General features: G+C 72.9%; 24 protein-coding genes. 7 read left to right on the top strand and 17 right to left on the bottom strand.

From position 1 onward, the window contains the following. Positions 1–93: 93 nt before the first annotated feature. From V1260_RS06775 to V1260_RS06765, 3 genes are all read right to left on the bottom strand, one after another. A complete protein-coding gene (locus V1260_RS06775; RefSeq protein WP_329746046.1) occupies positions 94–579 on the bottom strand; it encodes a hypothetical protein in 486 nt (161 codons plus the stop codon). A 67-nt stretch (positions 580–646) separates the two neighbouring features. After that, positions 647–1,456: a methyltransferase domain-containing protein gene (locus V1260_RS06770; protein WP_329746045.1), complete on the bottom strand. Its 810-nt coding sequence runs from the start codon at positions 1,454–1,456 to the stop codon at positions 647–649. Between the two features lie 56 nt (positions 1,457–1,512). Further along, a complete protein-coding gene (locus V1260_RS06765; protein ID WP_329746044.1) occupies positions 1,513–2,559 on the bottom strand; it encodes an FUSC family protein in 1,047 nt (348 codons plus the stop codon). A 239-nt stretch (positions 2,560–2,798) separates the two neighbouring features. On the opposite strand from V1260_RS06765, the gene V1260_RS06760 reads away from it, so the two are divergent. Further along, positions 2,799–4,334: a purine-cytosine permease family protein gene (locus tag V1260_RS06760; protein ID WP_329746043.1), complete on the top strand. Its 1,536-nt coding sequence runs from the start codon at positions 2,799–2,801 to the stop codon at positions 4,332–4,334. A 22-nt stretch (positions 4,335–4,356) separates the two neighbouring features. Here the strand turns inward: V1260_RS06760 and V1260_RS06755 are convergent, their stop codons facing one another. From V1260_RS06755 to V1260_RS06745, 3 genes are read right to left on the bottom strand one after another with little or no spacing between them, the layout of a single operon-like run. Further along, positions 4,357–4,962: a hypothetical protein gene (locus V1260_RS06755; protein ID WP_329746042.1), complete on the bottom strand. Its 606-nt coding sequence runs from the start codon at positions 4,960–4,962 to the stop codon at positions 4,357–4,359. Further along, positions 4,959–5,741 (bottom strand): ImmA/IrrE family metallo-endopeptidase, encoded by a 783-nt coding sequence (locus tag V1260_RS06750; RefSeq protein ID WP_329746041.1) that lies wholly within the window; start codon positions 5,739–5,741, stop codon positions 4,959–4,961. Before V1260_RS06750 ends, V1260_RS06755 begins: the two co-directional genes overlap by 4 nt. Before the next feature lie 20 nt (positions 5,742–5,761). Then, positions 5,762–6,124 (bottom strand): helix-turn-helix domain-containing protein, encoded by a 363-nt coding sequence (locus V1260_RS06745; RefSeq protein WP_329746040.1) that lies wholly within the window; start codon positions 6,122–6,124, stop codon positions 5,762–5,764. Between the two features lie 88 nt (positions 6,125–6,212). Here V1260_RS06745 and V1260_RS06740 point away from each other — a divergent pair, with 88 nt between their 5' ends. After that, positions 6,213–6,779: a cysteine hydrolase family protein gene (locus tag V1260_RS06740; protein WP_329746039.1), complete on the top strand. Its 567-nt coding sequence runs from the start codon at positions 6,213–6,215 to the stop codon at positions 6,777–6,779. 39 nt (positions 6,780–6,818) lie between these two features. Further along, entirely contained in the window at positions 6,819–7,616 is a 798-nt protein-coding gene (locus V1260_RS06735) for an SDR family oxidoreductase (protein ID WP_329746038.1), read from the top strand. 106 nt (positions 7,617–7,722) lie between these two features. On the opposite strand, the gene V1260_RS06730 is transcribed toward V1260_RS06735, so the two are convergent. From V1260_RS06730 to V1260_RS06705, 6 genes are all read right to left on the bottom strand, one after another. Then, positions 7,723–8,706 carry a TerC family protein gene (locus V1260_RS06730; RefSeq protein ID WP_329746037.1) on the bottom strand — a complete coding sequence of 328 codons (984 nt, stop codon included), beginning with the start codon at positions 8,704–8,706 and terminating at the stop codon, positions 7,723–7,725. Positions 8,707–8,876: 170 nt separating this feature from the next. Beyond that, positions 8,877–10,418, bottom strand: coding sequence for a histidine ammonia-lyase (gene hutH, locus V1260_RS06725; RefSeq protein ID WP_329746036.1), 1,542 nt, complete (start codon positions 10,416–10,418; stop codon positions 8,877–8,879). A gap of 72 nt (positions 10,419–10,490) precedes the next feature. Further along, positions 10,491–11,777 (bottom strand): amidohydrolase family protein, encoded by a 1,287-nt coding sequence (locus V1260_RS06720; protein WP_329746035.1) that lies wholly within the window; start codon positions 11,775–11,777, stop codon positions 10,491–10,493. Between the two features lie 11 nt (positions 11,778–11,788). After that, positions 11,789–13,471 carry a urocanate hydratase gene (hutU, locus tag V1260_RS06715; protein WP_329746034.1) on the bottom strand — a complete coding sequence of 561 codons (1,683 nt, stop codon included), beginning with the start codon at positions 13,469–13,471 and terminating at the stop codon, positions 11,789–11,791. Positions 13,472–13,773: 302 nt separating this feature from the next. After that, entirely contained in the window at positions 13,774–14,559 is a 786-nt protein-coding gene (locus V1260_RS06710; RefSeq protein ID WP_329746033.1) for an IclR family transcriptional regulator, read from the bottom strand. Positions 14,560–14,570: 11 nt separating this feature from the next. Then, a complete protein-coding gene (locus tag V1260_RS06705) occupies positions 14,571–15,575 on the bottom strand; it encodes a formate/nitrite transporter family protein (RefSeq protein WP_329746032.1) in 1,005 nt (334 codons plus the stop codon). A gap of 244 nt (positions 15,576–15,819) precedes the next feature. On the opposite strand from V1260_RS06705, the gene hutG reads away from it, so the two are divergent. Beyond that, entirely contained in the window at positions 15,820–16,923 is a 1,104-nt protein-coding gene (hutG, locus tag V1260_RS06700; RefSeq protein WP_329746031.1) for a formimidoylglutamase, read from the top strand. 163 nt (positions 16,924–17,086) lie between these two features. Here hutG and V1260_RS06695 read toward each other — a convergent pair whose 3' ends face one another. Further along, the gene (locus V1260_RS06695) at positions 17,087–17,731 is read right to left on the bottom strand and encodes a GNAT family N-acetyltransferase (RefSeq protein ID WP_329746030.1); all 645 of its coding nucleotides are present in this window, start codon (positions 17,729–17,731) and stop codon (positions 17,087–17,089) included. A gap of 95 nt (positions 17,732–17,826) precedes the next feature. Here V1260_RS06695 and V1260_RS06690 point away from each other — a divergent pair, with 95 nt between their 5' ends. The 3 genes from V1260_RS06690 to V1260_RS06680 all read left to right on the top strand — a co-directional run bounded on the left by V1260_RS06690 (position 17,827) and on the right by V1260_RS06680 (position 20,344). Continuing rightward, positions 17,827–18,981 carry a phosphotransferase family protein gene (locus tag V1260_RS06690; RefSeq protein WP_329746029.1) on the top strand — a complete coding sequence of 385 codons (1,155 nt, stop codon included), beginning with the start codon at positions 17,827–17,829 and terminating at the stop codon, positions 18,979–18,981. A gap of 84 nt (positions 18,982–19,065) precedes the next feature. After that, positions 19,066–19,854: a fructosamine kinase family protein gene (locus tag V1260_RS06685; protein WP_329746028.1), complete on the top strand. Its 789-nt coding sequence runs from the start codon at positions 19,066–19,068 to the stop codon at positions 19,852–19,854. Between the two features lie 325 nt (positions 19,855–20,179). Next, a complete protein-coding gene (locus V1260_RS06680) occupies positions 20,180–20,344 on the top strand; it encodes a hypothetical protein (protein WP_329746027.1) in 165 nt (54 codons plus the stop codon). A gap of 97 nt (positions 20,345–20,441) precedes the next feature. Here the strand turns inward: V1260_RS06680 and V1260_RS06675 are convergent, their stop codons facing one another. From V1260_RS06675 to V1260_RS06660, 4 genes are all read right to left on the bottom strand, one after another. Then, positions 20,442–21,806 (bottom strand): WD40 repeat domain-containing protein, encoded by a 1,365-nt coding sequence (locus V1260_RS06675; RefSeq protein ID WP_329746026.1) that lies wholly within the window; start codon positions 21,804–21,806, stop codon positions 20,442–20,444. 223 nt (positions 21,807–22,029) lie between these two features. Then, the gene (gene gdhA, locus V1260_RS06670) at positions 22,030–23,373 is read right to left on the bottom strand and encodes an NADP-specific glutamate dehydrogenase (protein ID WP_329746025.1); all 1,344 of its coding nucleotides are present in this window, start codon (positions 23,371–23,373) and stop codon (positions 22,030–22,032) included. A 202-nt stretch (positions 23,374–23,575) separates the two neighbouring features. Further along, positions 23,576–23,788, bottom strand: a complete 213-nt coding sequence (locus V1260_RS06665; RefSeq protein ID WP_329746024.1) for a helix-turn-helix transcriptional regulator — start codon at positions 23,786–23,788, stop codon at positions 23,576–23,578. 11 nt (positions 23,789–23,799) lie between these two features. Then, positions 23,800–24,024, bottom strand: a complete 225-nt coding sequence (locus V1260_RS06660; protein WP_329746023.1) for a hypothetical protein — start codon at positions 24,022–24,024, stop codon at positions 23,800–23,802. Positions 24,025–24,167: the final 143 nt, after the last annotated feature.

Genomic DNA, 24,167 nt, shown 5'->3' with positions numbered 1-24,167 from the left:
TCCCTCTCTTTTTTTCCTCTTCTCCCAGAAGAAAAAAAACCCCCACCCCCAACAACCGGCGGGTGCGGGCCGGGGGCCCGGCCGGGGCGGGGGTCAGTCGGCCTGCTTCTCGAGGGCGCGCTCGAGCTTCACGGCGCGCTTCTCGGCCTGCTTGGCGTCCTTCTTCGCCTCGCGGGAGCCGCTGCCGGTGCCGATGATCAGGGCGAGGGCGATCGCCGCCATCCAGGAATCCTTGGCCAGCGGGGTGCCGGACTGCGAGGGACGCACGCCATCGGCCTCGGTCATCTCCGGGGTGCGGAAGTACATCGAGAGCATCGAGCCGGAGAACCCGGCGAGCGCGAGGCCCGCGGCCTTGGTGGGCACGAAGGGCAGCAGCAGGGAGGAGCCCACGGCGATCTCGCCGAACGCGACGAGCCGCCCGAACTGCTTCGGGGAGAGCGTCTCGACCGCGGGGATGCCGTTGACGGCCATCGCCTGGAGATGCGCGGCGGTCTGCTCGTCCATACCGAGCTTGCCGATGCCGGAGTTGAGGATGAACGCGCCGGGGACGGCGCGCAGGATGGCGGAGCTGAGGTTCATCAGGGGATCCTCCCGAGGTGACAGTGGTCGGGACCAGGGTAGGCCGCTCCCGTGGCCGCGGATGCGCTCACGGCGAGACGGCGAGGATCTCCCCGTGCAGCAGCACGAACCAGGCGTCGGGGTGTGCCGCCCAGTCGCGGAAGGCGCGGGCCACGTCCTCACGCACGGTGGCGTCGGCGAGCCCCTCGTGCTCGAGCTGCCCCGCGAGCGGGTCGGAGGTGATGCGGCCGGACCAGGTCGCGCCCCAGGCCGCGCGGGCCTCCTCGGTGGCGTGCAACCAGGTCGACGCCCCGGGGGTGACGTCGGTGAAGCCCGCCTCGTGGGCCCAGGCGAGCAGGCGCCGGCCGGCGTCGGGCGTGCCGCCGTTGGCTCGGGCGGCGGCGAGGTAGAGCGTGAGCCAGCGGTCCAGCCGCGCATCCTCGGGGAACCAGCGGAAGCCCTCGTAGTCGCTGTCCCGCACGGCGACGAGGCCGCCCGGACGGGTCACGCGGCGCGCCTCGCGCAGCGCGTCGACAGGCCGCGGGAGGTGCTGGAGCACCTGGTGGGCGTGGACCACGTCGAAGGCGTCGTCGGGGAGGTCCAACGCCTGGGCGTCGCCGACCACGACCGTCACCTCGTCCAGCCCCTGCGCCGCGAGCTCCGCGCGGGTCAGCGCCGCAGACTCCTCGGCGACCTCGAGCGCGGTGACGTTCCCCGGGCCGACGATCCGGGCGAGGCCCGCGGTGATCGTGCCCGCGCCGCTGCCCACGTCGAGCAGGCGCATCCCCGTGCGGAGGTGCGGCAGGAGGTACGCGGCGGAGTTCTCGGCGGTGCGGGCGCGGTGGCTGGTCAGCACGGCGGGGCCGTAGCCGTGGGTGTACACGGTCTCGTCGGTCATGCCGTCGACGCTACGCCGGGGGCCGGGACGACATCGGCCCGGTTCACAGGGCGGCGCTATACCGCGCGCTGCTCCCGCGCGTAGCGGCCGAGCACCAGCACGAGACCGACGCCCACGCCGATCGCCGTCTCGAGCACCCGCGCCTGCAGCATCGGCACCGCGGGCTGCGGGTGTCCCAGCTGCACCATGAGCAGCGCGAGCGGGGTGACGAAGAGGAGCGCGAGAGAGTAGTTGCGCAGGATGAACATCTCGGCGAGGAACTGCAGCACCACGACCCACACCACGAGCTGCCACGGCTCGGCCGGGAAGGACAGCAGGAACGCCGTGACGACCACGCCGACCACGGTGCCGACGAGACGGTGCACCGCCCGCTCGACCCGCGCCCCGTGCCCGGGCGAGGACAGCGGCGCGACGGCGGCGACCTGCGCCCAGTACGGGAACGGCAGCCCCGAGAGGAGGCCCAGCGCCCCCGCGACCAGCGCCGCGACGGTGTAGCGGACGAACTCGCCGCCCAGCTGTCGGGCGGTGAACAGCTCGTGGTCGCGGCCCACGACCGCGTCCGGGTGACGCTCCCCCGCCCAGTGCCCGAGCAGCCCGAGGACGATGCACAGCGCGGCGCAGGCCGCGGCGACGAGGCCCGCGAGCCAGAACGGGGCGGCCACGGGCGCGGAGGCGACGGCGGAGACCGCGAAGACCGGGAAGATCGCGCCGCCCGGCTTCAGCCCGCGGGAGGTCACGAACGCCGCGGAGGCGCCCGCGACCAGGGCGGTCACGACGATCACGAGCCAGGAGCCGGCCGCGACGGGCAGGACCTCGGTGAGCTGGGCGAGGCCCGCGCCGAGGGTGACGCAGAGCGTCAGCTGCGCGCCCGCGAGGCCCTGCCGGCGGAAGCGCACGCGGGTCGGCTCGTAGCGGGAGTAGATGCCGGTGAATGCCCCGAAGCCCGCATACATCGCCCAGTCGACCCGGCCGGCGGCGAGCAGGATCGCGAGCGGGATCGCGAGGCCGACGGCGATGCGCAGCGCGGGGAGGTGGTCGACCCGGGCGGGGGCGATGCGGAGCAGGCCGCGGGCCCGCGCGGCGAGGTCGGTCGGCGAGCTCATCGGGCTCCTTCCGGGCAGGTCGGGGCCGTCCGGGAGGGCGTCCCGGCGGTCGGTGTCGAGGGGTCTGCCCGCCGGGACGCGCGCACACGGGGCGTCGACCGGGGGCAGGACCAGCTCAGCGTAGACCCGCGAGGACGCGCCCTGCCATGGCCCAGCAGACACCCGAAGGCATCTGTGACATGGGAGACTGCCGCCAGCGCCCCTCGCGGGCGGTCCTCTGCCCACCCCCGGAGCCTCGTATGTCGCCTTCTCCCGACTCTTCCTCCGCCTCCTCCGCGTCCGCCGGAGCGTCCGGCCCGACGGGCTCGTCGGCCCCCGGCCTCGTCGAGACCACCGGCATCGAGATCATCGCCGAGTCCGCGCGGACCGCCCGGCCGCGCGACCTCTTCTGGCCGTGGTTCGCCGCGAACGTGTCCGTGTTCGGGATGAGCTACGGCTCCTACCTGCTGGGGTTCGGGATCAGCTTCTGGCAGGCGACGATCGTGGCGGTCCTCGGCATCATCATCAGCTTCGCGTTGTGCGGGCTGGTGGCGATCGCCGGCAAGCGCGGCTCCGCGCCGACGATGGTGCTCTCGCGCGCGGCCTTCGGCGTGCACGGGCAGAAGGTGCCGGGCATCGTCTCGTGGCTGACGTCGATCGGCTGGGAGACCTCGCTCGCGATCTCCGCCGTGCTCGCGACCGCGACGGTCTTCGAGATCCTCGGCATCGGGGCGGGCAGCGCCGTCACCGTCATCGCGGCGCTCGCGATCGCGGCCCTGATCGTCGGCGCCTCCGTGCTCGGCTATCACACGATCATGAGGCTGCAGTCGATCCTGACCTGGGCGACCGGCGCGATGACGATCCTGTTCATGATCCTCACGATCCCCTACATCGACGTCGCCGCGGTGCTGTCCGCCCCGTCGGGCCCGCCGCAGGCGATGATCGGCGCGCTGGTGATGGTGATGACCGGCTTCGGGCTGGGCTGGATCAACATCTCCGCGGACTGGTCGCGGTACCAGAAGCGCACGGCGTCCGACGGCTCGATCGTCCTCTGGAACACCGTCGGCGGCGCCGCCGCCCCGGTGGTGCTGGTGATCTTCGGGCTGCTGCTCGCGGGCTCCGACGAGGAGCTGAACGGCGCGATCGAGGGTGACCCGATCGGCGCGCTGATCTCGATCCTGCCGCTGTGGGCGCTGGTGCCCTTCTGGATCGTCGCCGTGCTGACCCTGGTCTCCGGCGCGGTGCTCGGCATCTACTCCTCGGGCCTGACCCTGATCAGCCTCGGCATCGACATCCCGCGCCCCGCCGCGGCCGCCGTGGACGGCGTGATCCTCACGGCGGGCACCATCTGGGTCGCCTTCTTCGCGCAGAACTTCATCGGCCCCTTCCAGAGCTTCCTCATCACCCTCGGCGTGCCGATCGCCGCCTGGGCCGGGATCCTCATCGCCGACGTGCTCTCCCGCCGTGCCGACTACGACGAGCAGGCGCTGTTCGATCCGACGGGCCGCTACGGCTCCGTCGACTGGATATCGGTGGGCACCCTCGTGGTCGCCTCGGTGGTCGGCTGGGGCCTCGTGGTGAACTCCTTCGCGGAGGACGCCCCGTGGAACAACTGGCAGGGCTACCTGCTCGAGCCGCTCGGGCTCGGCACCTTCGTCGCGGACCCCGCCGGCTCCTACTGGGACGGGAACTGGGCGTACGCGAACCTCGGCGTGCTCTTCGCGCTGCTGTTCGGCTTCGCGGTCACCTGGTTTGCGCGGCGCGGGCGGATCCGGGCGCAGGAGCGAGCGGCATGAGCGCCGAGCCGGGCGACGAGTCTCAGCCGCGCCCGAGGATCTCCGAGAGCGGCGGCAGCCCGTCGTCGAAAGCTTGCATGCGCCGATAGACCTCCCGCCAGTCCAACGATCCGACGATCCATCCGTCGCGCTCCTTGGCTTGGAGGATGATCTGCGGCGTCGTCCACAGGCGCATCTGCCCCGGAGCTCCTTGCCGACGTAGCCACGCGATCTCGCGCCCCGCGCGCCGGCGTCCGTCACGCTCGTCGATGTGGACGACGACGTCCTCGCCCTGCTGCGCGAGCACCGATCCGTGGGCGATCACCATGATCTCCCCGAGGCTCGACTTCCGCCGCACACGGTCCTGCGCGGGCATGCCCGCGATCCGGCCCACCGCATCTTCGAAGATCCCGCCGTCGAGGTCGTCCAGGAGGATCCGGAGGCGTCCTGCGGCCTTCAACGTCTCCCATTTGCGGTGGACGCCAGTCCGCGCGAACCGAGGGTCGCGCGACTTGCCCCGAACTTCCTTGTCGACGCGCTCCGGCGCACTGAGGTCCATGCTCCCCGCCAGAGCCAGCTGGATCAGGACGTTCTCCTGCCCGACCGCGAGGAAGGTGAGAGCCGGTCCGGCGTCGAGGAGGATGCTCATCCGTCGTCGCCCGGTCGCGGGTCCCCGAAAAGCGGCTCGTCGACCCCCCATGGGACGTCGCCGATGCTCTCCGACTCATCACCGAACGCACTGAGCTCTTGCTCCAGCTCCTCGACGCCGCGGTCGTACCATCGCGCCAGCTCCGATATCCCCAGCACTCCTTCCTGGACCCCGCGCACTGCACGTGCGATCAGGCGTTGAGGTGCTCTCGGGCTCTCGGAGGAACGAGCCAGGGCGGCGTGCTGGTCGAGCCACCCGTGCCTGAGGGAGAGGGCGTGGGCCGACAGCCCCTTGAGGCTCTGGACGGCGTCGTCGTCGATGAGCGAGGCATCCCGCAGCTGGATCGCGGCGATGTGCGCAGAGACCCCGAACTCCTGAACGAGCGAGGACAGCTCGCGCTCGCCCACGGCCCCGGGCCTGATGCGCTCCCTCACCGACTCGAGCGGCAGCAGGACATGTCGTGCGAAGGCGTCCGCCTGGATCTCCTGCGGAGAACGTTGCCCCGGGACCGGGGGCTCGGGCAACTCGAGGTGGCCGAGGAGGACGTGGCCGAGCTCGTGCGCGACGGAGGAACGCTGCCGCATAGGGTGCGGCGTCGTCGCGACGGCGATGACGATCCGTCCGGTCGAGGGATCCAGCATGGTCAGACCATGGGCGCTCTCCTCGGCGAAGACGCTCATTACGTCGATCCCCAGCGTGGCCTGGATCAGGGTGAAGAGATCGCCTAACCCGTCGGACCCGAGGTCGTGCTCGGCACGGAAGGCCGCAGCGGCTTCCATCGCGAGCTGTTCGTTCCGACTCATCCCGCCGCGATGCCGTGTCCGGCGAGATAGGCATCGAGCTCGAGGTACTCCTCGAGGCGATGGCGCAGCGCGTCGAGGGACGTGTCAGCCCCGTCGGCACGCGCTGCGAAGCGAGCGCGTTGCCTGAGGGTCGAGAGGCCGGTGAGCGCAGCGGACCTGACGCCCAGTCGATCCGCGATCATCACGAGCTCGTCGCCCTTGAGGGGCCGCGCCCCGGACTCGATGCGGAAGTAGGTGGGCTGGGAGACGTCGAGCAGCACCGCCATGTCGTCCTGCGAGATGTCTGCGCGGAGCCGCGCCTCCCGGATGCGGGCGCCGAGCATCTCGGATGTGTTCGTCGTTCGAGAGTCCCGTTCCATGTGAATACACCTCCGTTCTTCATTCATTCTCGCATCAGCCACGAGGTTCGCAAGGTGTTTCTGCTCGCAGCGTCCTACAGTGCGAAGCATGGAGACCGAGCCCCAGCACCTGCTGATCATCGACCCGCAGCGGATCTTCGCCGACCCCGGCTCGGACTGGGCCTCCCCGTTCTGGGACGGGACCTGGGAGCGGATCCGGGAGCTCGCCGCCGCCGTCGGCCCCGAGCGCACGCTCGTGAGCCGCTGGCTGCCGACGGCGGACCGCGAGACCTCGTGGGGCGAGTACTTCCGCGCCTGGCCCTTCGCGGACGTCCCCGCGACCGATCCGCTCTACGACCTCGTCGACGGCGCCGCCGGCCTCACCGCGCACCCCACGGTCGACGAGCCGACCTTCGGGAAGTGGGGGCCGCAGCTCCGCGCCCGCCTCGGCGAGGACGCGACGACGGCACCGCTGCTCATCGCCGGGGTCTCCACCGACTGCTGCGTGATCGCGACCGTCCTCGCCGCCGCCGACGCCGGAGCGCATCTCACCGTGGTCACCGACGCCTGCGCCGCCTCGGACACGGCGAACGGCGAGGCGGCCCTGCACACGATGGGCCTGTTCGGCCCGCAGGTGACCCTCGCGAGCACCGTCGAGGTCCTCGCCGCGGAATAGCGCTGGCCGAGGCCGCAGGACGCTCCGTAGGGTGCGGCCATGCCTCACCGCACCGCACCCCTTCCCCGCACCGCCCTGCTCACCGGCGTCGGCCGACGCCGCGGCATCGGCGCCGCCATCGCTCGCGGCCTCGCCGAGGACGGCTTCGACCTCGCCCTCTCCTTCCACGCCGACTACGACCGCCGCGTGCTCGGCGAGGACGCCGACGTGCAGCTGCTCGCCGACGAGCTCCGCACCACCGGCCGACGCGTCGAGCTGCTGCCCGGGGACCTCGCCGATCCCGCCGTGCCGGAGCACCTGGTCACGGCCGCCCGGGACGCCCTCGGCCCGCTCGGCGCGCTCGTGATGAGCCACTGCGAGTCGGTGGACTCCTCGATCCTGGACACGACCGTGGAGAGCTTCGACCGGCACTACGCCGTCAACGTGCGCGCGAGCTGGCTGCTGCTGAAGGCCTTCGCCGCGCAGGTCGCCGTCGAGTCCGAGGCCGGCGGCGCTGGTTCTGCCGGCGGCGCTGTGATCGCCCTGACCAGCGACCACACCGCCCACAACCTCCCCTACGGCGCGACCAAGGGCGCTCTGGACCGGCTCGTGCTCGCCGGCACCCACGAGCTCGCGGACCGCGGGATCCGCACCAACGTGATCAATCCCGGCCCGATCGACACCGGCTGGATGGACGACCAGGTCCGCGCGGCCTGCGCCGCGCAGACCCCGGGCGGCGAGCTCGGCGAGCCCGGGACGGTCGCGGACCTGGTGCGCTTCCTCGTCTCCGAGCGGGGCGCCTGGATCCGCGGCCAGCTGCTGCTGTCCAACGGCGGCTTCGCGACACCGGCGGTCTGATCCGCAACGCCAGCGGTCAGATCCGCGAGCCCAGCGCTCCCGTTCCCGGACGCGGAACGTCCGACGGGCCCGCTCAGCGGGTCCCGTCGGCCGTTCGTGCGGTGGATCAGGCGGCGGTCTCGGCGCTGTCCTTCCGGTTCGACGCCACGAGCGAGGCGATGATCGCGACGCCCATCGCAACCACGATGAAGGTCAGCGAGAGCCAGATCGGCACCTCGGGGATCTTCTGCAGGGTGGAGAAGCCGGGGATGAAGCCGAGCGGTGCCTCGTGAATCGCGTGGATCAGCAGCTTCACGCCGATGAAGCCCAGGATCGCGGCGATGCCGTAGTGCAGGTAGGCGAGGCGGTCGAGCATCCCGCCGAGCAGGAAGTACAGCTGGCGCAGGCCCATGAGCGCGAAGATGTTCGCGGTGAAGACCAGGAACGGGTTGCGGGTGACGCCGAAGATCGCGGGGATCGAGTCGAGCGCGAACATCACGTCGGTGATACCGAGGGTGATGAACACCAGCAGCATCGGGGTGAACATGGTGCGGCCGTTCACGACGGTGCGCAGCTTGTTGCCGTCGTACTCGTCGGCCACCGGGATCACCTTGCGGACCATCCGCATGATCCACGAGTCCGAGTCGCCGTCCTCGTCGGCGAAGGCCTGCTTCCACGCCGTGTACAGCAGGAACAGGCCGAAGAGGTAGAAGATCCCGACGAAGTGCTCGATGATCACGGAGCCCGCGAGGATGAACAGGCCGCGCGCGACCAGCGCGATGATGATGCCCACCATCAGCGCTTCCTGCTGGTACCTCCGCGGCACCCCGAACTTCGCCATGATGATGATGAAGACGAAGAGGTTGTCGACGCTCAGCGAGTACTCGAGCAGCCAGCCGGTGAGGAACTCGGAGGACGGCTTCGCACCGCCCACGAAGAACAGCACCCCCGCGAAGACGAGCGCGAGGCCGACGTAGAAGCCGATCCACGCCGCGCACTCCTTCATGGAGGGCACGTGGGGGCGCTTGAGGACGAGCAGGAGATCGGCGAGCAGGATCACGCTGAGCACGACCAGCGCGGCGATCTCGAAGCCGAGATGCAGTTCTCCCATGGGGACTTCTTTCAGAGGGCTCCGGGGCGGAGGGGACGGGACGGTCCCCGCGCGGGCCAGGAGGCCGGGGGACGACGTCTCAGGCTAACCCCGGACCGCCCCCGCGCACCCGGCGAACGGCGGTGACCTCACGCTCATCACTCCGCCCGGCACGGCGCGGCAATCCCTCGTCACGCGAGGGGCCCGGTGACCTCCTCGACGGCGGTGAGCACCGAGCCGTCGCGCAGTCGCGCCTCCGCCTCGGCGATGTCCGGGGCGAGGAAGCGGTCCGGACCGGGGCCGTCGACGGTGCGGCGCAGCACGGCGATCGCGGCGGCGCCCGCGGCCGACGGGAGAAGCGGCGCGCGCAGGTCGATCGCGCGGGCGGCGGTCAGCAGCTCGATCGCGAGGACCCGGCGGAGGTTCTCCACGCTGGTGCGGAGCTTGCGGGCGGCGTGCCAGCCCATCGAGACGTGGTCCTCCTGCATCGCGGAGGACGGGATCGAGTCCACGCTCGCGGGCACCGCGAGGCGTTTCATCTCCGAGACCAGGGCGGCCTGCGTGTACTGGGCGATCATGAAGCCGGAGTCCACGCCGGGGTCGTCGGCGAGGAAGGGCGGCAGGCCGTGGGAGCGGGCCTTGTCGAGCATCCGGTCGGTGCGGCGCTCGGCGATCGAGGCGAGATCCGCGCTCGCGATCGCGAGGAAGTCCAGCACGTACGCGACGGGCGCCCCGTGGAAGTTGCCGTTGGAGGTGACCGTTCCGTCCTCGAGCACGATGGGGTTGTCGATCGCGCTCGCGAGCTCCCGGGCGGCGACCGTGCGGGCGTGCTCGATGGTGTCCCGCACGGCCCCGGCGACCTGCGGGGCGCAGCGCAGCGAGTAGGCGTCCTGCACGCGGGAGCCCTCGGCAGCGACGTCGGCGATGATCCCCGAGCCCGCGAGCAGCGCGAGGATGTTCGCAGCCGAGGCCTCTTGGCCCGGATGGGGGCGCAGCGGGCCGTGCAGCTCCGGGCGGAACACCGTGTCCCGGCCGCGCAGGCCCTGCACCGACAGGGAGGTGGTGAGGTCGCTGATCCGCACCAGCTCGTCGAGGTCCGCGAGCGCCATGAGCAGCATGCCGAGCATGCCGTCGGTGCCGTTGATGAGCGCGAGGCCCTCCTTCTCCTCGAGGAGCACCGGCTCGATCCCGGCCGCGGCGAGCAGCTCGGGCACGGGACGCACGACGCCGTCGCGGTCGCGGGCACGCCCCTCTCCCATGAGCACGAGCGCGCAGTGGGACAGCGGGGCGAGGTCCCCCGAGCAGCCGAGTGAGCCGTACTCGTGGACGATCGGGGTGATGCCGGCGTTCAGCAGGGCGAGCATCGTCTCGACGACGACGGGGCGCACGCCGGTGCGACCGGAGGCGAGGGTGCGGGCGCGCAGCAGCATCAGGGCGCGCACCACCTCCGTCTCGACCTCGGGCCCCGCCCCGGCGGCGTGGGAGCGGATCAGCGAGCGCTGCAGGGCGTGGCGCATCGACGACGGGATCGAGGTGTCGGCGAGGGCGCCGAAGCCGGTGGAGACGCCGTATACGGGGGTGTCCCCCGCGGCGAGGGCGTCGATGTGGGCGCGGACCGCGGCGACCTGCTTCCGCGCGGCGGGGTCGAGCTCGACGCGCGCCCCGCGACGGGCGACGGCGAGCACGTCCGCGGCGGTGATCCCGGCGGTGGAGAGCGTGACGGTGTCGGTCATGGGGAGGCCTTTCGGACGCGGGGTCGGTGGCGAGGGGTCGCCGCGGCGGCGGGTGGTCGAGCCGGGCGGGGGTCAGGCGATCCGCTCCCCGCGACGCCGCACCTGGTGGGTGAGCGGCATGCCGGGGCGGTAGGCGAGGTGGATCGCGGCGGGGGCGTCCAGCACGTGGAGGTCGGCGAGGGCGCCGATCCCGAGATGGCCGACGTCGCTGCGACGCAGCGCCAGGGCCCCGCCGCGGGTCGCGGCGCGGATCGCCTCGTCGAGGCTGAGGTGCATCTGCAGCACGGCGGTGCCGACGCAGAAGCTCATCGAGCTCGTGTAGCTCGTGCCGGGGTTGCAGTTCGAGGCGATCGCGAGGGCGGCACCGGCGTCGAGCAGCGCGCGGGCCGGGGCGAGCGGGGCTCGGGTCGAGAGATCGCAGGCGGGCAGCACCGTCGCGACCGTCGGCCCCGCATCGACCGCCAGGAGGCCGGGCCCCTCCCCGTCGGCGGTGGGCCGGGAGACGGTCGCGACGAGCGCCTCGACGTCGTCGGCCGAGAGGTGGTTGAGATGGTCGACGCTCGCGGCGCCGAGCTCGACGGCGAGCACGACGCCGCCGCTGCGGCCCAGCTGGTGGCCGTGGACGCGCAGGCCGAGGCCCGCAGCGGCGCCGGCGCGCAACACCCGCTCGGACTGCTCGGGGGTGAAGGCGCCCTCCTCGCAGAAGACGTCGATCCAGCGCACGTGCGGGGCGACCGCCGTGAGCATCTCGCCGGCGACGAGGTCGACGTACTCCTCGGCACCCGGGCGGCCTTCCTGCCCGTCGTACTCCCCCGGCACCAGGTGCGCGCCGAGGAAGGTGACCTCGTCGAGCTCCCCGCACTTCGCGAGGGCGGCGAGGAGGCGGGCGGCCCGCGCCTCGTCGGCGACGGTGAGGCCGTAGCCGGTCTTCGTCTCCATCGTGGTCGTGCCGCCCGCGGCGGCCTCGGCGAGCCGGGCGCGCACGAGGCGGCGCAGCCGCTCGTCGGACGCCTCCCGCGTCGCCGCGGTGGTCACGCCGATGCCACCCGCCGCGTAGGACTGCCCCGCCATCCGGGCCTCGAACTCGGCGGCGCGGTCCCCGTCGAAGACCAGGTGGGAGTGGGAGTCCACCCAGCCGGGCAGCACGGCGCGGCCGCCGAGATCCTCGGCCGCATCGGCGGGCGGCGCCTCGGCCTCGGGGCCGGTCCAGGCGATGCGGCCGTCCTCGATCACGACGGCGGCGTCGTGGAGCACCTGCTCCTCGGTGACCCGCCCGGGGCGCGCGGGGTCGTCGAGGGCGGGATCGAGGGTCCACAGCTCGGAGATGCCGGTGAGCAGCATCGAGGTCGGGGCGGCCATCGGCGTGCTCCTCAGTCCCGTCGGGTGGGGGTCATCGGGATGCGCACGCCGCGCTCGTGGGCGACCTGGTCGGCGCGCGAGTAGCCGGCGTCGACGTGGCGGATGACGCCCATCGCCGGGTCGTTGGTGAGCAGGCGCTCGAGCTTGCGCCGGGCGAGGTCGGTGCCGTCGGCGAGGCCCACCTGGCCGGCGTGGATCGAGCGGCCGATGCCGACGCCGCCGCCGTGGTGGATCGACACCCAGGTCGCGCCGGAGCTGGTGGCCGTGAGGGCGTTCAGCAGCGGCCAGTCGGCGATCGCGTCGGAGCCGTCGAGCATCGCCTCGGTCTCCCGGTAGGGGGAGGCGACGGAGCCGGAGTCGAGGTGGTCGCGGCCGATGACGATGGGGGCCTTGACCTTCCCCTCGCGGACGAGGTCGTTGAAGAGCATCCCTGCCTGGTGGCGCTCGCCGTAGCCGAGCCAGCAGATGCGGGCGGGCAGGCCCTCGAACTCGACGTGCTCGCCGGCCGCGTCGAGCCAGCGGTGCAGGTGCTCGTTCTCGGGGAAGAGCTCCTTGAGCGCGGCGTCGGTGACGGCGATGTCCTCGGGGTCGCCGGACAGCGCGACCCAGCGGAACGGGCCGAGGCCCTCGCAGAACAGCGGGCGGATGTAGGCGGGGACGAAGCCGGGGAAGGCGAAGGCGCGGTCGTAGCCGGCGTGGCGGGCCTCGTCGCGGATCGAGTTGCCGTAGTCGAACACCTCGGCGCCGGCGTCCTGGAACTCGACCATGGCCTGGACCTGGCGGGCCATGGCCTCGCGGGACTTCTTGGTGAACCCCTCGGGATCCGCGTCGGCCTCGCGCTGCCAGTCCTCGACGGAGATCTCGGAGGGGAGGTAGCTCAGCGGGTCGTGGGCGGAGGTCTGGTCGGTGACCACGTCGATCTGCAGGTCACCGGCGCGGTGGCGCTCGAGCAGGGCGGGGAAGACGTCCGCCGCGTTGCCGACGATGCCGATGGAGACCCCGCGCTTCTCGGCCTTGGCGGCGTTCGCGCGGGCGATGGCGTCCTCGAGGTCGTCGGCGATCTCGGTGAGATAGCGCTTGGCGACGCGGCGCTCGAGGCGGGAGCGGTCCACGTCCACGATCAGGCACACGCCGTCGTTGAGGGTGACGGCGAGGGGCTGCGCGCCGCCCATGCCGCCGCAACCGCCGGTCAGGGTGATGGTCCCGGCCAGGGTGCCGCCGAAGCGCTTCTGCGCCACGGCCGCGAAGGTCTCGAAGGTGCCCTGGAGGATGCCCTGGGTGGCGATGTAGATCCAGGAGCCCGCGGTCATCTGGCCGTACATCATGAGGCCCTCGGCCTCGAGCTTGCGGAACTCGGGCCAGGTCGCCCAGTCGCCGACGAGGTTGGAGTTCGCGAGCAGCACGCGCGGGGCCCACTCGTTCGTGCGCAGCACGCCGACGGGCTTGCCGGACTGGACCAGCAGGGTCTCGTCGTCCTCGAGGTCCTTGAGGGTGTCGACGATCGCGTCGAAGGCCTCCCAGGAGCGGGCGGCGCGGCCGGTCCCGCCGTAGACCACCAGGTCATCGGGGCGCTCGGCGACCTCGGGGTCGAGGTTGTTCATGAGCATGCGCAGCGGCGCCTCGGTCTGCCAGGACTTGGCGGAGAGGGCGGTGCCGCGGTCGGCACGGACGGGGCGGGCTCCGGGGAGGGACATCGTCGGCTCCTTCGTCGAGAGCGGTCTCGGGGTTCTCCCCAGGACACCACCGCCCCCGGGTCCGGGTCGAGAGGCCGGATCGCGGCGCTGTCCGGGATACCGGACTGGCGATACCCGAGCTCAAGTACACGCGCACTCCCACGCCGACGCCGACGCGGACGCCGACGCGGACGCGGACGCGGACATTACTCGCGAGTCATGTGCATCTCTGTTCCGTGGAGGGAACACAGGCGCACATGACCGATCGGTCACCGGCGAGGTGGGCGGGGCGGGAGGGTGGGGGCTGGGCGAGCGGCGTGGGGTCAGCGCGGGGGCGCTCCGGCCCGCCCACCGAGGCGCCGCGTGATCTCCTCCGCGCCGCGACGCACCGAGGCGGCGAGGCGCTCGCGCTCGGCCGGGCCGACGCGGGCCTCGACGAAGGTCAGCGCCACGGCGGCGGCGGGCCAGCCGGCATGGTCCCGCACGACGGCGGCGACCGAGCCCATCTCGTCGCTGACCTCCCCGGACTCCCTCGCGACCCCGTCGGCCCGCACGGCCGTCAGCACCTCCCGCAGCGCCTTGGGGGTGGAGGGGCCGGGAGCGTCGGTGCGGGCGGCGAAGTCGGCCGCGGTGCCGTAGAGGGCGCGCAGCTGCGCGGCGGGAAGGTGGGCCAGGATCGCGCGGCCGCTCGCCGTGAGATGGGCGGGGATCCGCACGCCGACGTCGGTGACGAGGCTCGGCCGGTTCCGGGCGCGCTCCTCGACGACGTAGAGCACGTCCCGGCCGTGCAGCACCGCGAGGTGCCCGCTCTCCCCCACTTCGTCGACCATCGCCTCGACGACCCGTCGGCCGATCCGGGCCAGCGGCTCCTGGCGCAGATAGGCGCCGGAGAGCTCGTGCGCGGCCGGCCCCAGCCCGTACAGCCGCTCCTGCTCGAGGTGCAGGACGTACCCGTGTTCGACGAGGGTCGCGAGCAGGTCGTAGGTGCGGGAACGGGGCAGGTCCAACTGCTGCGCGATCCGCGCGGCGGGCACCGGGGCGCGCCGCGAGGCGAGGAACGTCAGCAGGCGCAGCGTCGCGTCGGCCGCGGGGACTTTCGGGGAGGTCATGGTGGGCGCCACTATGACACCCCGGCGGCACGGGGTCGGCCCCGACCTGAGCCCTCCTGCTCCCGCTCGCGCCGCTGGGCCTGCCTCTCCGCCGTGGACAGCTCCCAGGTGCGCACCAGGCGCGGGAGAGTGAGGATGACGAGCCCGCCGACCATGTTCAGCGGGATCACCCAGCTGAACCAGACCAGCCACTCGAGGTAGGTGGTCGGATCGCCCGCATGCATCGACGCGAAGACCACGACCGAGCCGAGGGCGCCGTGCAGCATCCCGAGGCCCACCACCAGCAGCCCGGAGATGAGCGCGTTCGCGAGCGTCGCGATGCCCTCGTTCGAGCCCTGGCTCATCCGGGTCACGAGGGTGATCGTGAAGCCGGCGAGCACGGCGAGCGCCCCGGTCTCGAGGGTCAGACCGGGGTCGAGATAGCTCGCGGTGGTCTCGCGCAGCACGTCCTCGAAGCGGGGGAACGCCGCGATCACCACCCAGGTGAAGGCCCATCCGCCCACCAGGTTCGTGACGAGGGTGACCGCCCACAGTCGCAGCAGCTGCGGCCAGGTGCCGTGCCCGGCCATGATCGCGTTGATGGGAACGAGGAACTCCTCGGTGAACAGCTCCGAGTGCGCGAGCCGCAACGCGTAGAGACCGATACCGAAGGCGAGCCCGCCGAGCAGCTTGGAGCCGGTCGCGTCGACCACCGCGAGCATCGCCAGCAGGCCCAGGCCCACGTCGATCCCGCCGAAGAGCCCGGTGACCACGAGCGCGCGCCAGGTGCGGTTCAGCCGGTCCGCGCCCTCGGTGACGGTGTTCTCGAACTCCTCGACGAGGGCGTCCTCGACGGCATGGTCGCGCTCGCCCAGGCGTCGGCGCTCCGCCGCCTCGTCGTCGTCGGCCGGTTGCTCGGCGGCCTCAGGCTGCTCGTCCGCTCCCGACTTCTCGGCGGCCTCCGACGGCTCGGTCGCCTCCGGCTGCCCGGACTCCGCCGGCCCCTTGTTCTCCGACGTCTCCGCGGTCCCTGCCATGGTGCCTCCTCGTCGTCATGTGGTCGCGGTCCGGATTGGACGACGCCGGGCACCGGCGGCCGGCGCCGGGCCCGTGCTCGTGCCCGGTCCGTCCCGGCGAGACCGTGCCCGGTCCGTCCCGGCGAGACCGTGCCCGGTCCGTCCGGAGGGCCGGACGCTGGACGCCGACCGGCGGATCCGCGCCCCGCTCCCGGTGCCATGATGGGCTGAACCTACCCCCTGCCGACGTGATCAGGAGGCATCGATGACGAGCTCCCCCGCCCCGACGACCGAGTGGACCGGACGACACGACGGCGACGGCCCCCAGCACGCCCGCTGGCACCAGGCGGTGCGGATCGTCGGAGCCGGGACCGGCAGCGCGACGACGGGTGCCGCGACCACGGACGGCGCGCCGGCCCCCGCGAGCTCCGGCGCCGCAGCCGTCGATGCCGCGGCGCCCGGAGCCACGGCTCCCGAGAGGGCACCGGATCCCGCCGCCGATCACGTGGCGCTGCTGGGCTTCCGCACCGATGAGGGGGTGCGCCGCAACCGCGGCCGCGTCGGGGCGGCCGACGGTCCCGCGGTGCTGCGCCGGGCGCTCGCCCCGATGGCGCTGCACGGCCCGCTCGCCCACGGCGAGGTGGAGCTGCACGACCTCGGCGACGCCGCGACCGTCGGCGAGGACCTCGAGGCCGGGCAGACCGCGGCCGCGGCGCTGACCGCGCACGGCCTGGACCGGGCGGGCTCCCGTCTGACCGTGGTGCTCGGCGGCGGGCACGAGACCGCGTGGTCCTCATACCGGGGGCTGATGGACTCGGGCATCGGCCCGCACGCCGGCCGGCGCTGGGGCGTGCTGAACCTCGATGCGCACTTCGACCTGCGCGAGGAGCCGCGCCCCACCTCCGGCACGCCCTTCGCGCAGATGGCCGCCGCCGAGCGGGCCGCTGGACGGGACCTGCACTACGCGGTCCTGGGGATCGCCGAGCCCTCGAACACGGGCACCCTGTTCGCGCGGGCCCGTGAGCTGGGCGTCCGCTGGTGGACGGACGAGCAGTGCCTCGCCGCGGGCGCCGAGGGGATCACCCGGTTCGTCGAGGACTTCGCCGCGGAGCTGGATGTCCTCTACCTGACCATCGACCTCGACGTGCTGCCCGCCGCGGTCGCCCCGGGGGTCTCGGCCCCCGCGGGCCTCGGGGTGCCGCTGCCGCTGATCGCCGCGGCCGTGCGCGCCGCGGCCGGCTCCGGGAAGCTCGCCCTGCTGGACGTGGTCGAGCTGAACCCGTCCCTCGACGTCGACTCGCGCACCGCCCGCACCGCCGCCCGGCTCATCGACGACGCGGTGCGCACGGTGACCGGCGCGCAGGCCTGACCCCCCCCCCCGCGCACTCCCCCCGCGCACCGCCCGCGCGCACTCCCCCCGCGCACCGCCCGCGCGCACCCTCCGCGCGCACCGGATCCGGGTCGCGATGGTCAGGTACGGGCGCAGGGCGTTCCAGTACGGCTATATAGCCGTAGTGGAACGCCACACGCCACTAGTCGACCATCCCTTCCCGCACACCCGCACCCCCACTGCCCACAGCCGGACCCGCCTTGCCCCCCGCGCCCCCACCACCGGCAGGCTGCCACCCCGCGTGGACCAGCTGGAAGAGGCGGCAGTCCGCCCACTTCCCGCCGAGGCGGAGATAGTCCCTGGCCAGGCCGTACTCGGCGAAGCCGCACTTCTCGAGCACCCGCACGGAGGCGTCGTTGCCCACCTGCACCTCCGCCTGCAGCCGATGCAGGCCGAGACCACCGAAGGCCACGGCGAGCGCGGCGCGCACCGCATGGGTCGCGATGCCGCGGCCGGCCTCCTCGTGGTCGACCCAGTAGCCGAGCGAGGCGGACTCGAAGGCGCCGCGGATGATCCCGGAGAGGGTCAGGCGGCCGACCAGTCGCGAGGTGCCGCCCTCGAGCACCCGTATCCCCAGCGGCAGCCCGAGCCCGGCGTCGGCGGCGGCGAGAGCCTGGGCGATCGCCTCCCGCTGTCCCGCCTCGGTGAACCATTCCGCGGGCTGCACCGGGGCGCCGACGAGCAGCCGCTCCCGATTCCGGGTCTCCAGAGCGAGCAGCGCGGGGGCGTCGGACGAGGCGAGGAGTGCGAGGTCGACTTGATCCCGACGGAACGGCGTGTGCGGCATGACCAGCACTCTCGCACAGGTCGACGGTCGGCGAGCCCCCTGCCCGCGAGCACCCGTCGGCGTAGACTCGACCCTCCCGCGCCCCAGGAGCCGCCATGTCCGCCGCGTCCCCCGACCGTCACCACTCCGCGCTGCTGGACCCCGCCTCCCCGGCGATGGGCGAGCGGTTGGTGGATGCCTGGCGCACCGGCACCCTGGTGATGCCGCTGCGGGACGACTCCTCTCCCGTGCGCCTGCCCGGGTTACATAAGTCGGTGCTGCCGCCGACGCTGTCGGGCCCGGCGCGGGTGACGCTCGCGGGCGTCGGCGAGCGCTTCGCCGCCTGGAGGGTCTCGCCGCAGGAGAACGCACCGGTCATCGTGCGGATCCCGCATGTCGCGCCGGACGAGCTGCACCAGGATCTGGCGCATGAGATCGCCGCGCTGACCCTGATCCCGCCCGAGGTGGGGCCGGATCCGATCGCCTTCCACGACGATCCCGCGACCAGCCCCATCGGGCACCCCTATGTCGTCACCACGGACGTGCCCGGCACCGCCGCGGCCCCGGCGGCGTGGACCTCGGCCCATCTCGCCGCCCACGCCGAGCTCCTCGCCCGCCTGCACTCCGTACCCGCACCCGGTCGCGGCCCCGTCACCCTCGGCGCGCACCCGTGGGCCGCCGTGCCGTCGGGCCCGCCCTCGCTGCTGACCGAGGTGGAGGGCGAGATCGCCGCGTGGCGGGCGCTGCACGGCCAGGTCATCGCCGCGCACGGCCTCGACCGGTTCCTCGACGCGGCGCACGAGCGGGTCGCCGCGGTCGAGCCGCAGATCGCGGGGCTCGACGGCTTCGTCCTCGCGCACGGCGACCTGTGCGCGACGAACATCCTGTGGGAGCGGACCGAGGACGACGCGGGCGGATGGCGCGTGCGCTGCATCGACCTCGAGTGGGCGCAGGGCGACGATCCCGCCCGCGACCTGGCGATCATCGGCGGCGCCGTGCACGGCGGGCCCTGGTACGTGCCGCTCGAGGAGGAGGCGGTGGACGCCTTCATCGGCGCCTATGCGCGCGCCCGCGCCGAGCACGGCGAGGTGCCGGGGTCCGCGGCCGACGTCGGCGCGCTGCGCGAGCGGATGCGCGCCTGGACCGCATATGAGCGCACCGCGATGCTCGTCCACGTCGCGTCCCGCGCGACGACCCGCACCTCGCACCGACGGGTGCTGCCGATCCTGCGGGGCACGCTCGCCGCGGAGCTGGGCATCGCGGACGGCTGAGCCGTCGTCGCCCGTCGACCGCGCTGCCCCCACCGCGGCCTGCACGGCTGGCCCTCCCCCGGTCCCCGATGCCACGGTGGCCCCATGGACGACTTCGTCAAGAGATCACCGAACGCCCCCGCCGGGTACGCCGCCGCCGAGGCCGCGGGACTGCGCTGGCTGGCCGAACCGCGCGCCGTTCCCGTCGTCGAGGTGCTCGAGGAGGGGAAGGACGAGCTGCGGCTGGTGCGGCTCGAGTCCGTCGAGCCCACGGCCGACGCCGCCCGGGAGCTGGGCCGGGGCCTCGCGCGGCTGCACGACGCGGGAGCGCCCGGCTTCGGCTGGGTCCCGGCAGAGCCGGCGTTCTTCGGGCCGCTCGAGAAGCCCTTCCCCGTCGAGACCCGCGCCTGGGACGACTTCCCCGACTTCTGGGCCGAAGGCCGGCTGCGCCCCCTCGCCGACAAAGTGGGGCGCGTGCTCGGCGCGGACGGCCACGACACCGTCGATGAGGCGATCGACGTGATCGCCGACGGCGCCTTCGACGGGATCAGCGGCCAGGGCGCCGAGCAACCCGCGCGCGTGCACGGCGACCTGTGGTCGGGGAACGTGCTGTGGACGGCGGCCGGCGCGACCCTCATCGACCCCGCCGCGCACGGCGGCCACCGTCTCGAGGACCTCGCGCTGCTGTCCCTGTTCGGCGCCCCCTTCCTCGAGGAGATCTTCGCGGGCTACACCGCCGAGCATCCGCTGCCGGGCGACTGGGAGCAGGACCTCCCCGCGCACCTCTTCTTCGCCCTGCTCGCCCACGTGCACCTCTTCGGCGAGGCCTATGCGGACCAGACCGTCGGCACCGCCGAGGTGATCATCGCCCGGGCGGACGCACTGGGGTTCTGAGCCCGGGACGGCCGACGCCCCCGTCCAGCACCCCTCGGCGACCGCGCGTCGTACCCCGCCACAGAAGTCCTCGGCATCCTGTCCCACCCAGGTCACCGCGTCGGCGGCCGGGACGAGCCCGTCGAGCAGGTCTCGCAGCCGCTCCGCCTCGCGGCCGTGGTCGCCCCCGCGCTCCCTGAGCTGATCGGTGTCCGCCCCCAGGAACATCGCGCTCACGCCCCGTCCCCGGCCTGCTCGGTCACGGTCACTACGATGTCCCGCTGCCGGTCGGTCCGGACCCGTCGGCCGTCCGCTGCGGGCCCACGACCTCCTCGAGCAGGATCAGGTGCCTGTCGCCGAGCGCGGCGGGCCCGAGGGGGTCGCCCCGGGCACCACGACGGTGCGGGTCCTCTACGGCACCCGCGCGGAGATCGAGGAAGGGTGCGACCAGGACCAGGGCACCCGGCAGGCACCGGTGGACCCGGTGGAGATCACGGTGACGGTGCGCTGAGGCCCCTCGAGCGCCAGCGCCGGGCGCGCCGGCTGATCCGGCTCCGCCCTCGACGTCCGGGCGGACGTCGCGGGCGGGAGCGGGTCAGGCGCCGGGGTCAGTGCCCGTGGCCCTCGTGGTCCTCGTCGGGCTCGCCCTCGGAGGAGCCGCCCACCTCGTACTCGCCCGAGGCGGTGCCGGTGGTCACCTGGATCTCGTGGGGCACGACGGGCAGGTCGAGGGTCCGGTAGAGCTCGCCGCTCGCGACGTCGACCATGCTGAGCGTCTGCGCAGCGGGGTCGACCACAAAGGCGGTGCCGTCGGCGACGGCGAGCATCGGGCCGGCCTCCTGCCACTCGGCGGGCTCCTCCCACGGCTCGACCACGGGCACCTCGTGGAGCATCTCGCCGGTCTCGGGGTCGAGGACGTTCAGCTCACCGTCATAGGTGAGGACGAGCGCTTCGCCGTCCGGGCCGCGGTCGAGGCTGCGGAACCAGTAGGACGAGCCCAGGTCGACGATCTGCTGGGTCGCGTCGCGAGTGTCGATGAGCGCGATCGAGGTGGGGTGCTCGGTGCCGCCCGCCGGCTCGGCCTCGACCTTGTTGTCGGCGAGGACGATCGGGGAGTCCTCGTGGCCCGTCTGATTGCCGGAGCGCTGGTAGTCGGTGTCGACGGCGACCTTGTGGAACTCTCCGTCGCGGTAGATCACGGAGCCGTTCTCGCAGCCGAGGGAGATGACGTCCCCGGAGTCGGTGGGCTGAGCGGCGGCCTCACCGTGGACCCCCGGGCAGTCGTCGGTCTGGGCGGTGACGTTCCCGTCGGCGTCGAGGACCTGCACGGTGCTGCGGGCGTCCTCGGTGCCCTGGGTGGTGAGCAGTCCGCCGCCGGCGAGGGGGACCGCGACGCCGTGGTGCGGGGCGTCGGTCGCGAGCTCCTCGAGGATGCCGAGCTCGCCGTCGGCGAGGGAGGTGGGATCGATCACGGTGATCGCGCCGGTGCCGTCGGCGAAGATCGCGGTGCGGTCGCCGTGGGGGACGACGTGGCCGGGGTGCGGGGCGTCGACGGCCATCTCAGTGAGGGCGGGCGACTGCGTGTAGTAGTGGTTGTGATCGCCATGGGGCTGGACCAGGAGACCGGTGTCGTACATGGTCACGGCATCGGAGGCGCTGACGGCGACGTGGCGGCCGTCGCCGGCGGGGTTCAGGCGCACATAGCCCTCGAGCGGGGTCTCGTTCAGGACGGTCCCGTCGGTCGAGTCGAGGGTGAGGACGCCGCCGTCGTAGGCGAGGACGATGCGGGGGCTCAGGGCGCCGACCTCGGTGCGGTCCGAGCTGGAGCCGGATCCGGACTCGGTGGCGGTCCCGGAGCCGGCGTCGGACGCGCCGGAGCCCGTGCCGGTCCCGGCGCCCGCGCAGGCGGAGAGGGCGAGCACGCCCGCGCCGAGGAGGGCGACCGCGCGTCGCTTCATGACAATGCTTCTCATCAGGTGCATGCCAGGAAGCTATCAGCGAATGAGAATCTTTCCCACTTAGGGGGATGTGGGCTGGGTCACTCATGGGGCCGGGCGGCCGACCGCCCCGGGGCGCGGCTCGACGCGCCCCCACGCGCCCCTCAACACACCGAGTGCTGCATCCGGGCGGCTACGACAGTGTCATAGCGGTCCAGATGCAGCACTCGATGGAGAGCGACCTCCGCGCCGAGTCGGCTCAGATGACGCCGAAGGCGATCATCGCGTCGGCCACCTTGCGGAAGCCGGCCACGTTCGCACCCACCACGTAGTCGCCCGGGCGGCCGAGCTCCTCGGCGGTCTCGAGGCAGGTGGCGTGGATGTTCTTCATGATCTGCGTGAGGCGCTCCTCGGTGTGCTCGAAGCTCCACGCATCGCGGCTCGCGTTCTGCTGCATCTCGAGCGCGCTGGTCGCCACGCCGCCCGCGTTCGCGGCCTTGCCGGGGCCGAAGGCAGTGCCGGCCTCGCGGAACACGGTCACGGCCTCCGGGGTGCAGGGCATGTTCGCACCCTCGGAGACCGCCTCGACGCCGTTCTTCACGAGGGTCCGCGCATCGGCCTCGGAGAGCTCGTTCTGGGTGGCGCTGGGCAGGGCGATCGCGGCCGGGACGTCCCACACGCTGCCGCCCTGCACGAAGCGGGCGCCGTTGCCGCGGCGGTCCGCGTACTCGTGGATGCGGCCGCGCTCGACCTCCTTGATCTGCTGGAGCAGCTGCAGGTCGATGCCGTTCTCGTCGACCACGTAGCCGGAGGAGTCCGACGCCGAGATCGGCACGCCGCCGAGCTGCTGCGCCTTCTCGATCGCGTAGAGCGCGACGTTGCCGGAGCCGGAGACCACCACGCGCTTGCCGTCGAAGCCGGAGCCGCGGGCCTTCAGCATCTCGTCGGCGAAGATCGCCGCGCCGTAGCCCGTGGCCTCCTTGCGCACCAGGGAGCCGCCCCAGTCCAGGCCCTTGCCCGTGAGGACGCCCGCCTCGTAGCGATTGGTGAGGCGCTTGTACTGGCCGAAGAGGAAGCCGATCTCGCGGGCGCCCACGCCGATGTCACCGGCGGGGACGTCGGTGTACTCGCCCATGTGGCGATGCAGCTCGGTCATGAAGGACTGGCAGAAGCGCATGACCTCGCCATCGCTGCGACCGTGCGGGTCGAAGTCGGAGCCGCCCTTGCCGCCGCCGATGGGCAGGCCGGTGAGCGAGTTCTTGAAGATCTGCTCGAAGCCGAGGAACTTCACGATGCCGAGGTTCACGCTCGGGTGGAAGCGCAGGCCGCCCTTGTAGGGGCCGAGGGCCGAGTTGTACTCGACGCGGAAGCCGCGGTTGACCTGGGTGACTCCCTGGTCGTCGACCCACGGGACGCGGAAGATGATCTGCCGCTCGGGCTCGCACATCCGCATCAGGATGCCGTGCTCCTGGTACTCGGGGTGACGGTCCTGGATGAGCTCGAGGGACTCGAACACCTCCCGGACTGCCTGGTGGAACTCCGGCTCGCCAGCGTTACGGCGGAGGACCTGGTCGTAGGTGCCCTGGAGCGTCGAGTCGAGCATCGCAGTCCTTTCAGGGGCCCGAGGGGCCCGAAATCGCGGGGCCCTCGGGAATCGGAGGGCGGAGCGGGGTCAGCGTACGCGCGCCGTGCGCGCGGAGCACGGGGTGTTCGGAGGGCGGTCGGCGTGAGGTGCGCGCAGAGCGGCGGGCGGCCGACGGGGACCCCGTCGGCCGGGGCGATCGTCGGCCCGCACCCACCGGCACTCAACCGTCGGCCCCGCCGTCCTCGTCCGGGCTGAAGACCTCTTCGATGCGCACCCCGAAGAGTCGGGCGATCGCGAAGGCGAGCGGGAGGGAGGGGTCGTACTTGTCGTTCTCGATCGCGATGACCGTCTGCCGGGAGACGCCGAGCTCCTTGCCCAGCTCCGCCTGCGACCAGCGGCGCTCGGTGCGGCGGGCCTTGATGTCGTTGCGCATGGCGGGGCTCCTCAGCGGTAGCGGACGGCGGAGAGGGCGGTGCCGATCAGCCATCCGAGCATGAGGATGGAGAAGGCGAAGATCCAGTTGATCTCCGGCAGGCCGAAGAACTGCAGGGCGCCGACGATCAAGATCAACGGCGTGGCGATCACGAAGGCGAAGAGCACCGCCTCGGCGATCTTGCGCCGCTCGAACTCGTCACCGCTGCGATACATGGCGATGTTCGCGATCGCCATCAGCGCGATCCCGGGGACGGAGAGGACGAGCGCCGGCAGCCAGAGCGGCAGACCGATCGTGACGCCGAGCGGGCTGAACGCGAGGCCGAGGGCGTAGAGCAGGACGCCGGTGAGGAAGCGGTGGAGTTCATGCTTCGAAGGGA

Source organism: Brachybacterium sp. J144 (genome assembly GCF_036321705.1).
Classification (GTDB): Bacteria; Actinomycetota; Actinomycetes; order Actinomycetales; family Dermabacteraceae; genus Brachybacterium.
The sequence above is the reverse complement of the archived record's forward strand: the minus strand, read 5'-3'. Positions and strand labels throughout refer to the sequence as shown.

Excerpts from the sequence above, each read along its gene's own strand:
- V1260_RS06735 (WP_329746038.1), top strand. The coding sequence starts at position 6,819 with ATGCCTCACCGCACCGCACCCCTTCCCCGCACCGCCCTGCTCACCGGC.
- V1260_RS06750 (WP_329746041.1), bottom strand. The coding sequence starts at position 5,741 with ATGGAAGCCGCTGCGGCCTTCCGTGCCGAGCACGACCTCGGGTCCGAC.
- V1260_RS06685 (WP_329746028.1), top strand. The coding sequence starts at position 19,066 with ATGGACGACTTCGTCAAGAGATCACCGAACGCCCCCGCCGGGTACGCC.
- V1260_RS06775 (WP_329746046.1), bottom strand. The coding sequence starts at position 579 with ATGAACCTCAGCTCCGCCATCCTGCGCGCCGTCCCCGGCGCGTTCATC.
- hutU (WP_329746034.1), bottom strand. The coding sequence starts at position 13,471 with ATGTCCCTCCCCGGAGCCCGCCCCGTCCGTGCCGACCGCGGCACCGCC.
- V1260_RS06755 (WP_329746042.1), bottom strand. The coding sequence starts at position 4,962 with ATGAGCATCCTCCTCGACGCCGGACCGGCTCTCACCTTCCTCGCGGTC.
- gdhA (WP_329746025.1), bottom strand. The coding sequence starts at position 23,373 with ATGCTCGACTCGACGCTCCAGGGCACCTACGACCAGGTCCTCCGCCGT.
- V1260_RS06770 (WP_329746045.1), bottom strand. The coding sequence starts at position 1,456 with ATGACCGACGAGACCGTGTACACCCACGGCTACGGCCCCGCCGTGCTG.
- V1260_RS06720 (WP_329746035.1), bottom strand. The coding sequence starts at position 11,777 with ATGGCCGCCCCGACCTCGATGCTGCTCACCGGCATCTCCGAGCTGTGG.
- hutH (WP_329746036.1), bottom strand. The coding sequence starts at position 10,418 with ATGACCGACACCGTCACGCTCTCCACCGCCGGGATCACCGCCGCGGAC.
- V1260_RS06660 (WP_329746023.1), bottom strand. The coding sequence starts at position 24,024 with ATGGCGATCGCGAACATCGCCATGTATCGCAGCGGTGACGAGTTCGAG.
- V1260_RS06710 (WP_329746033.1), bottom strand. The coding sequence starts at position 14,559 with ATGACCTCCCCGAAAGTCCCCGCGGCCGACGCGACGCTGCGCCTGCTG.
- V1260_RS06765 (WP_329746044.1), bottom strand. The coding sequence starts at position 2,559 with ATGAGCTCGCCGACCGACCTCGCCGCGCGGGCCCGCGGCCTGCTCCGC.
- V1260_RS06675 (WP_329746026.1), bottom strand. The coding sequence starts at position 21,806 with ATGAGAAGCATTGTCATGAAGCGACGCGCGGTCGCCCTCCTCGGCGCG.
- V1260_RS06695 (WP_329746030.1), bottom strand. The coding sequence starts at position 17,731 with ATGCCGCACACGCCGTTCCGTCGGGATCAAGTCGACCTCGCACTCCTC.
- V1260_RS06690 (WP_329746029.1), top strand. The coding sequence starts at position 17,827 with ATGTCCGCCGCGTCCCCCGACCGTCACCACTCCGCGCTGCTGGACCCC.
- V1260_RS06745 (WP_329746040.1), bottom strand. The coding sequence starts at position 6,124 with ATGGAACGGGACTCTCGAACGACGAACACATCCGAGATGCTCGGCGCC.
- V1260_RS06705 (WP_329746032.1), bottom strand. The coding sequence starts at position 15,575 with ATGGCAGGGACCGCGGAGACGTCGGAGAACAAGGGGCCGGCGGAGTCC.
- V1260_RS06665 (WP_329746024.1), bottom strand. The coding sequence starts at position 23,788 with ATGCGCAACGACATCAAGGCCCGCCGCACCGAGCGCCGCTGGTCGCAG.
- V1260_RS06730 (WP_329746037.1), bottom strand. The coding sequence starts at position 8,706 with ATGGGAGAACTGCATCTCGGCTTCGAGATCGCCGCGCTGGTCGTGCTC.
- hutG (WP_329746031.1), top strand. The coding sequence starts at position 15,820 with ATGACGAGCTCCCCCGCCCCGACGACCGAGTGGACCGGACGACACGAC.
- V1260_RS06740 (WP_329746039.1), top strand. The coding sequence starts at position 6,213 with ATGGAGACCGAGCCCCAGCACCTGCTGATCATCGACCCGCAGCGGATC.
- V1260_RS06760 (WP_329746043.1), top strand. The coding sequence starts at position 2,799 with ATGTCGCCTTCTCCCGACTCTTCCTCCGCCTCCTCCGCGTCCGCCGGA.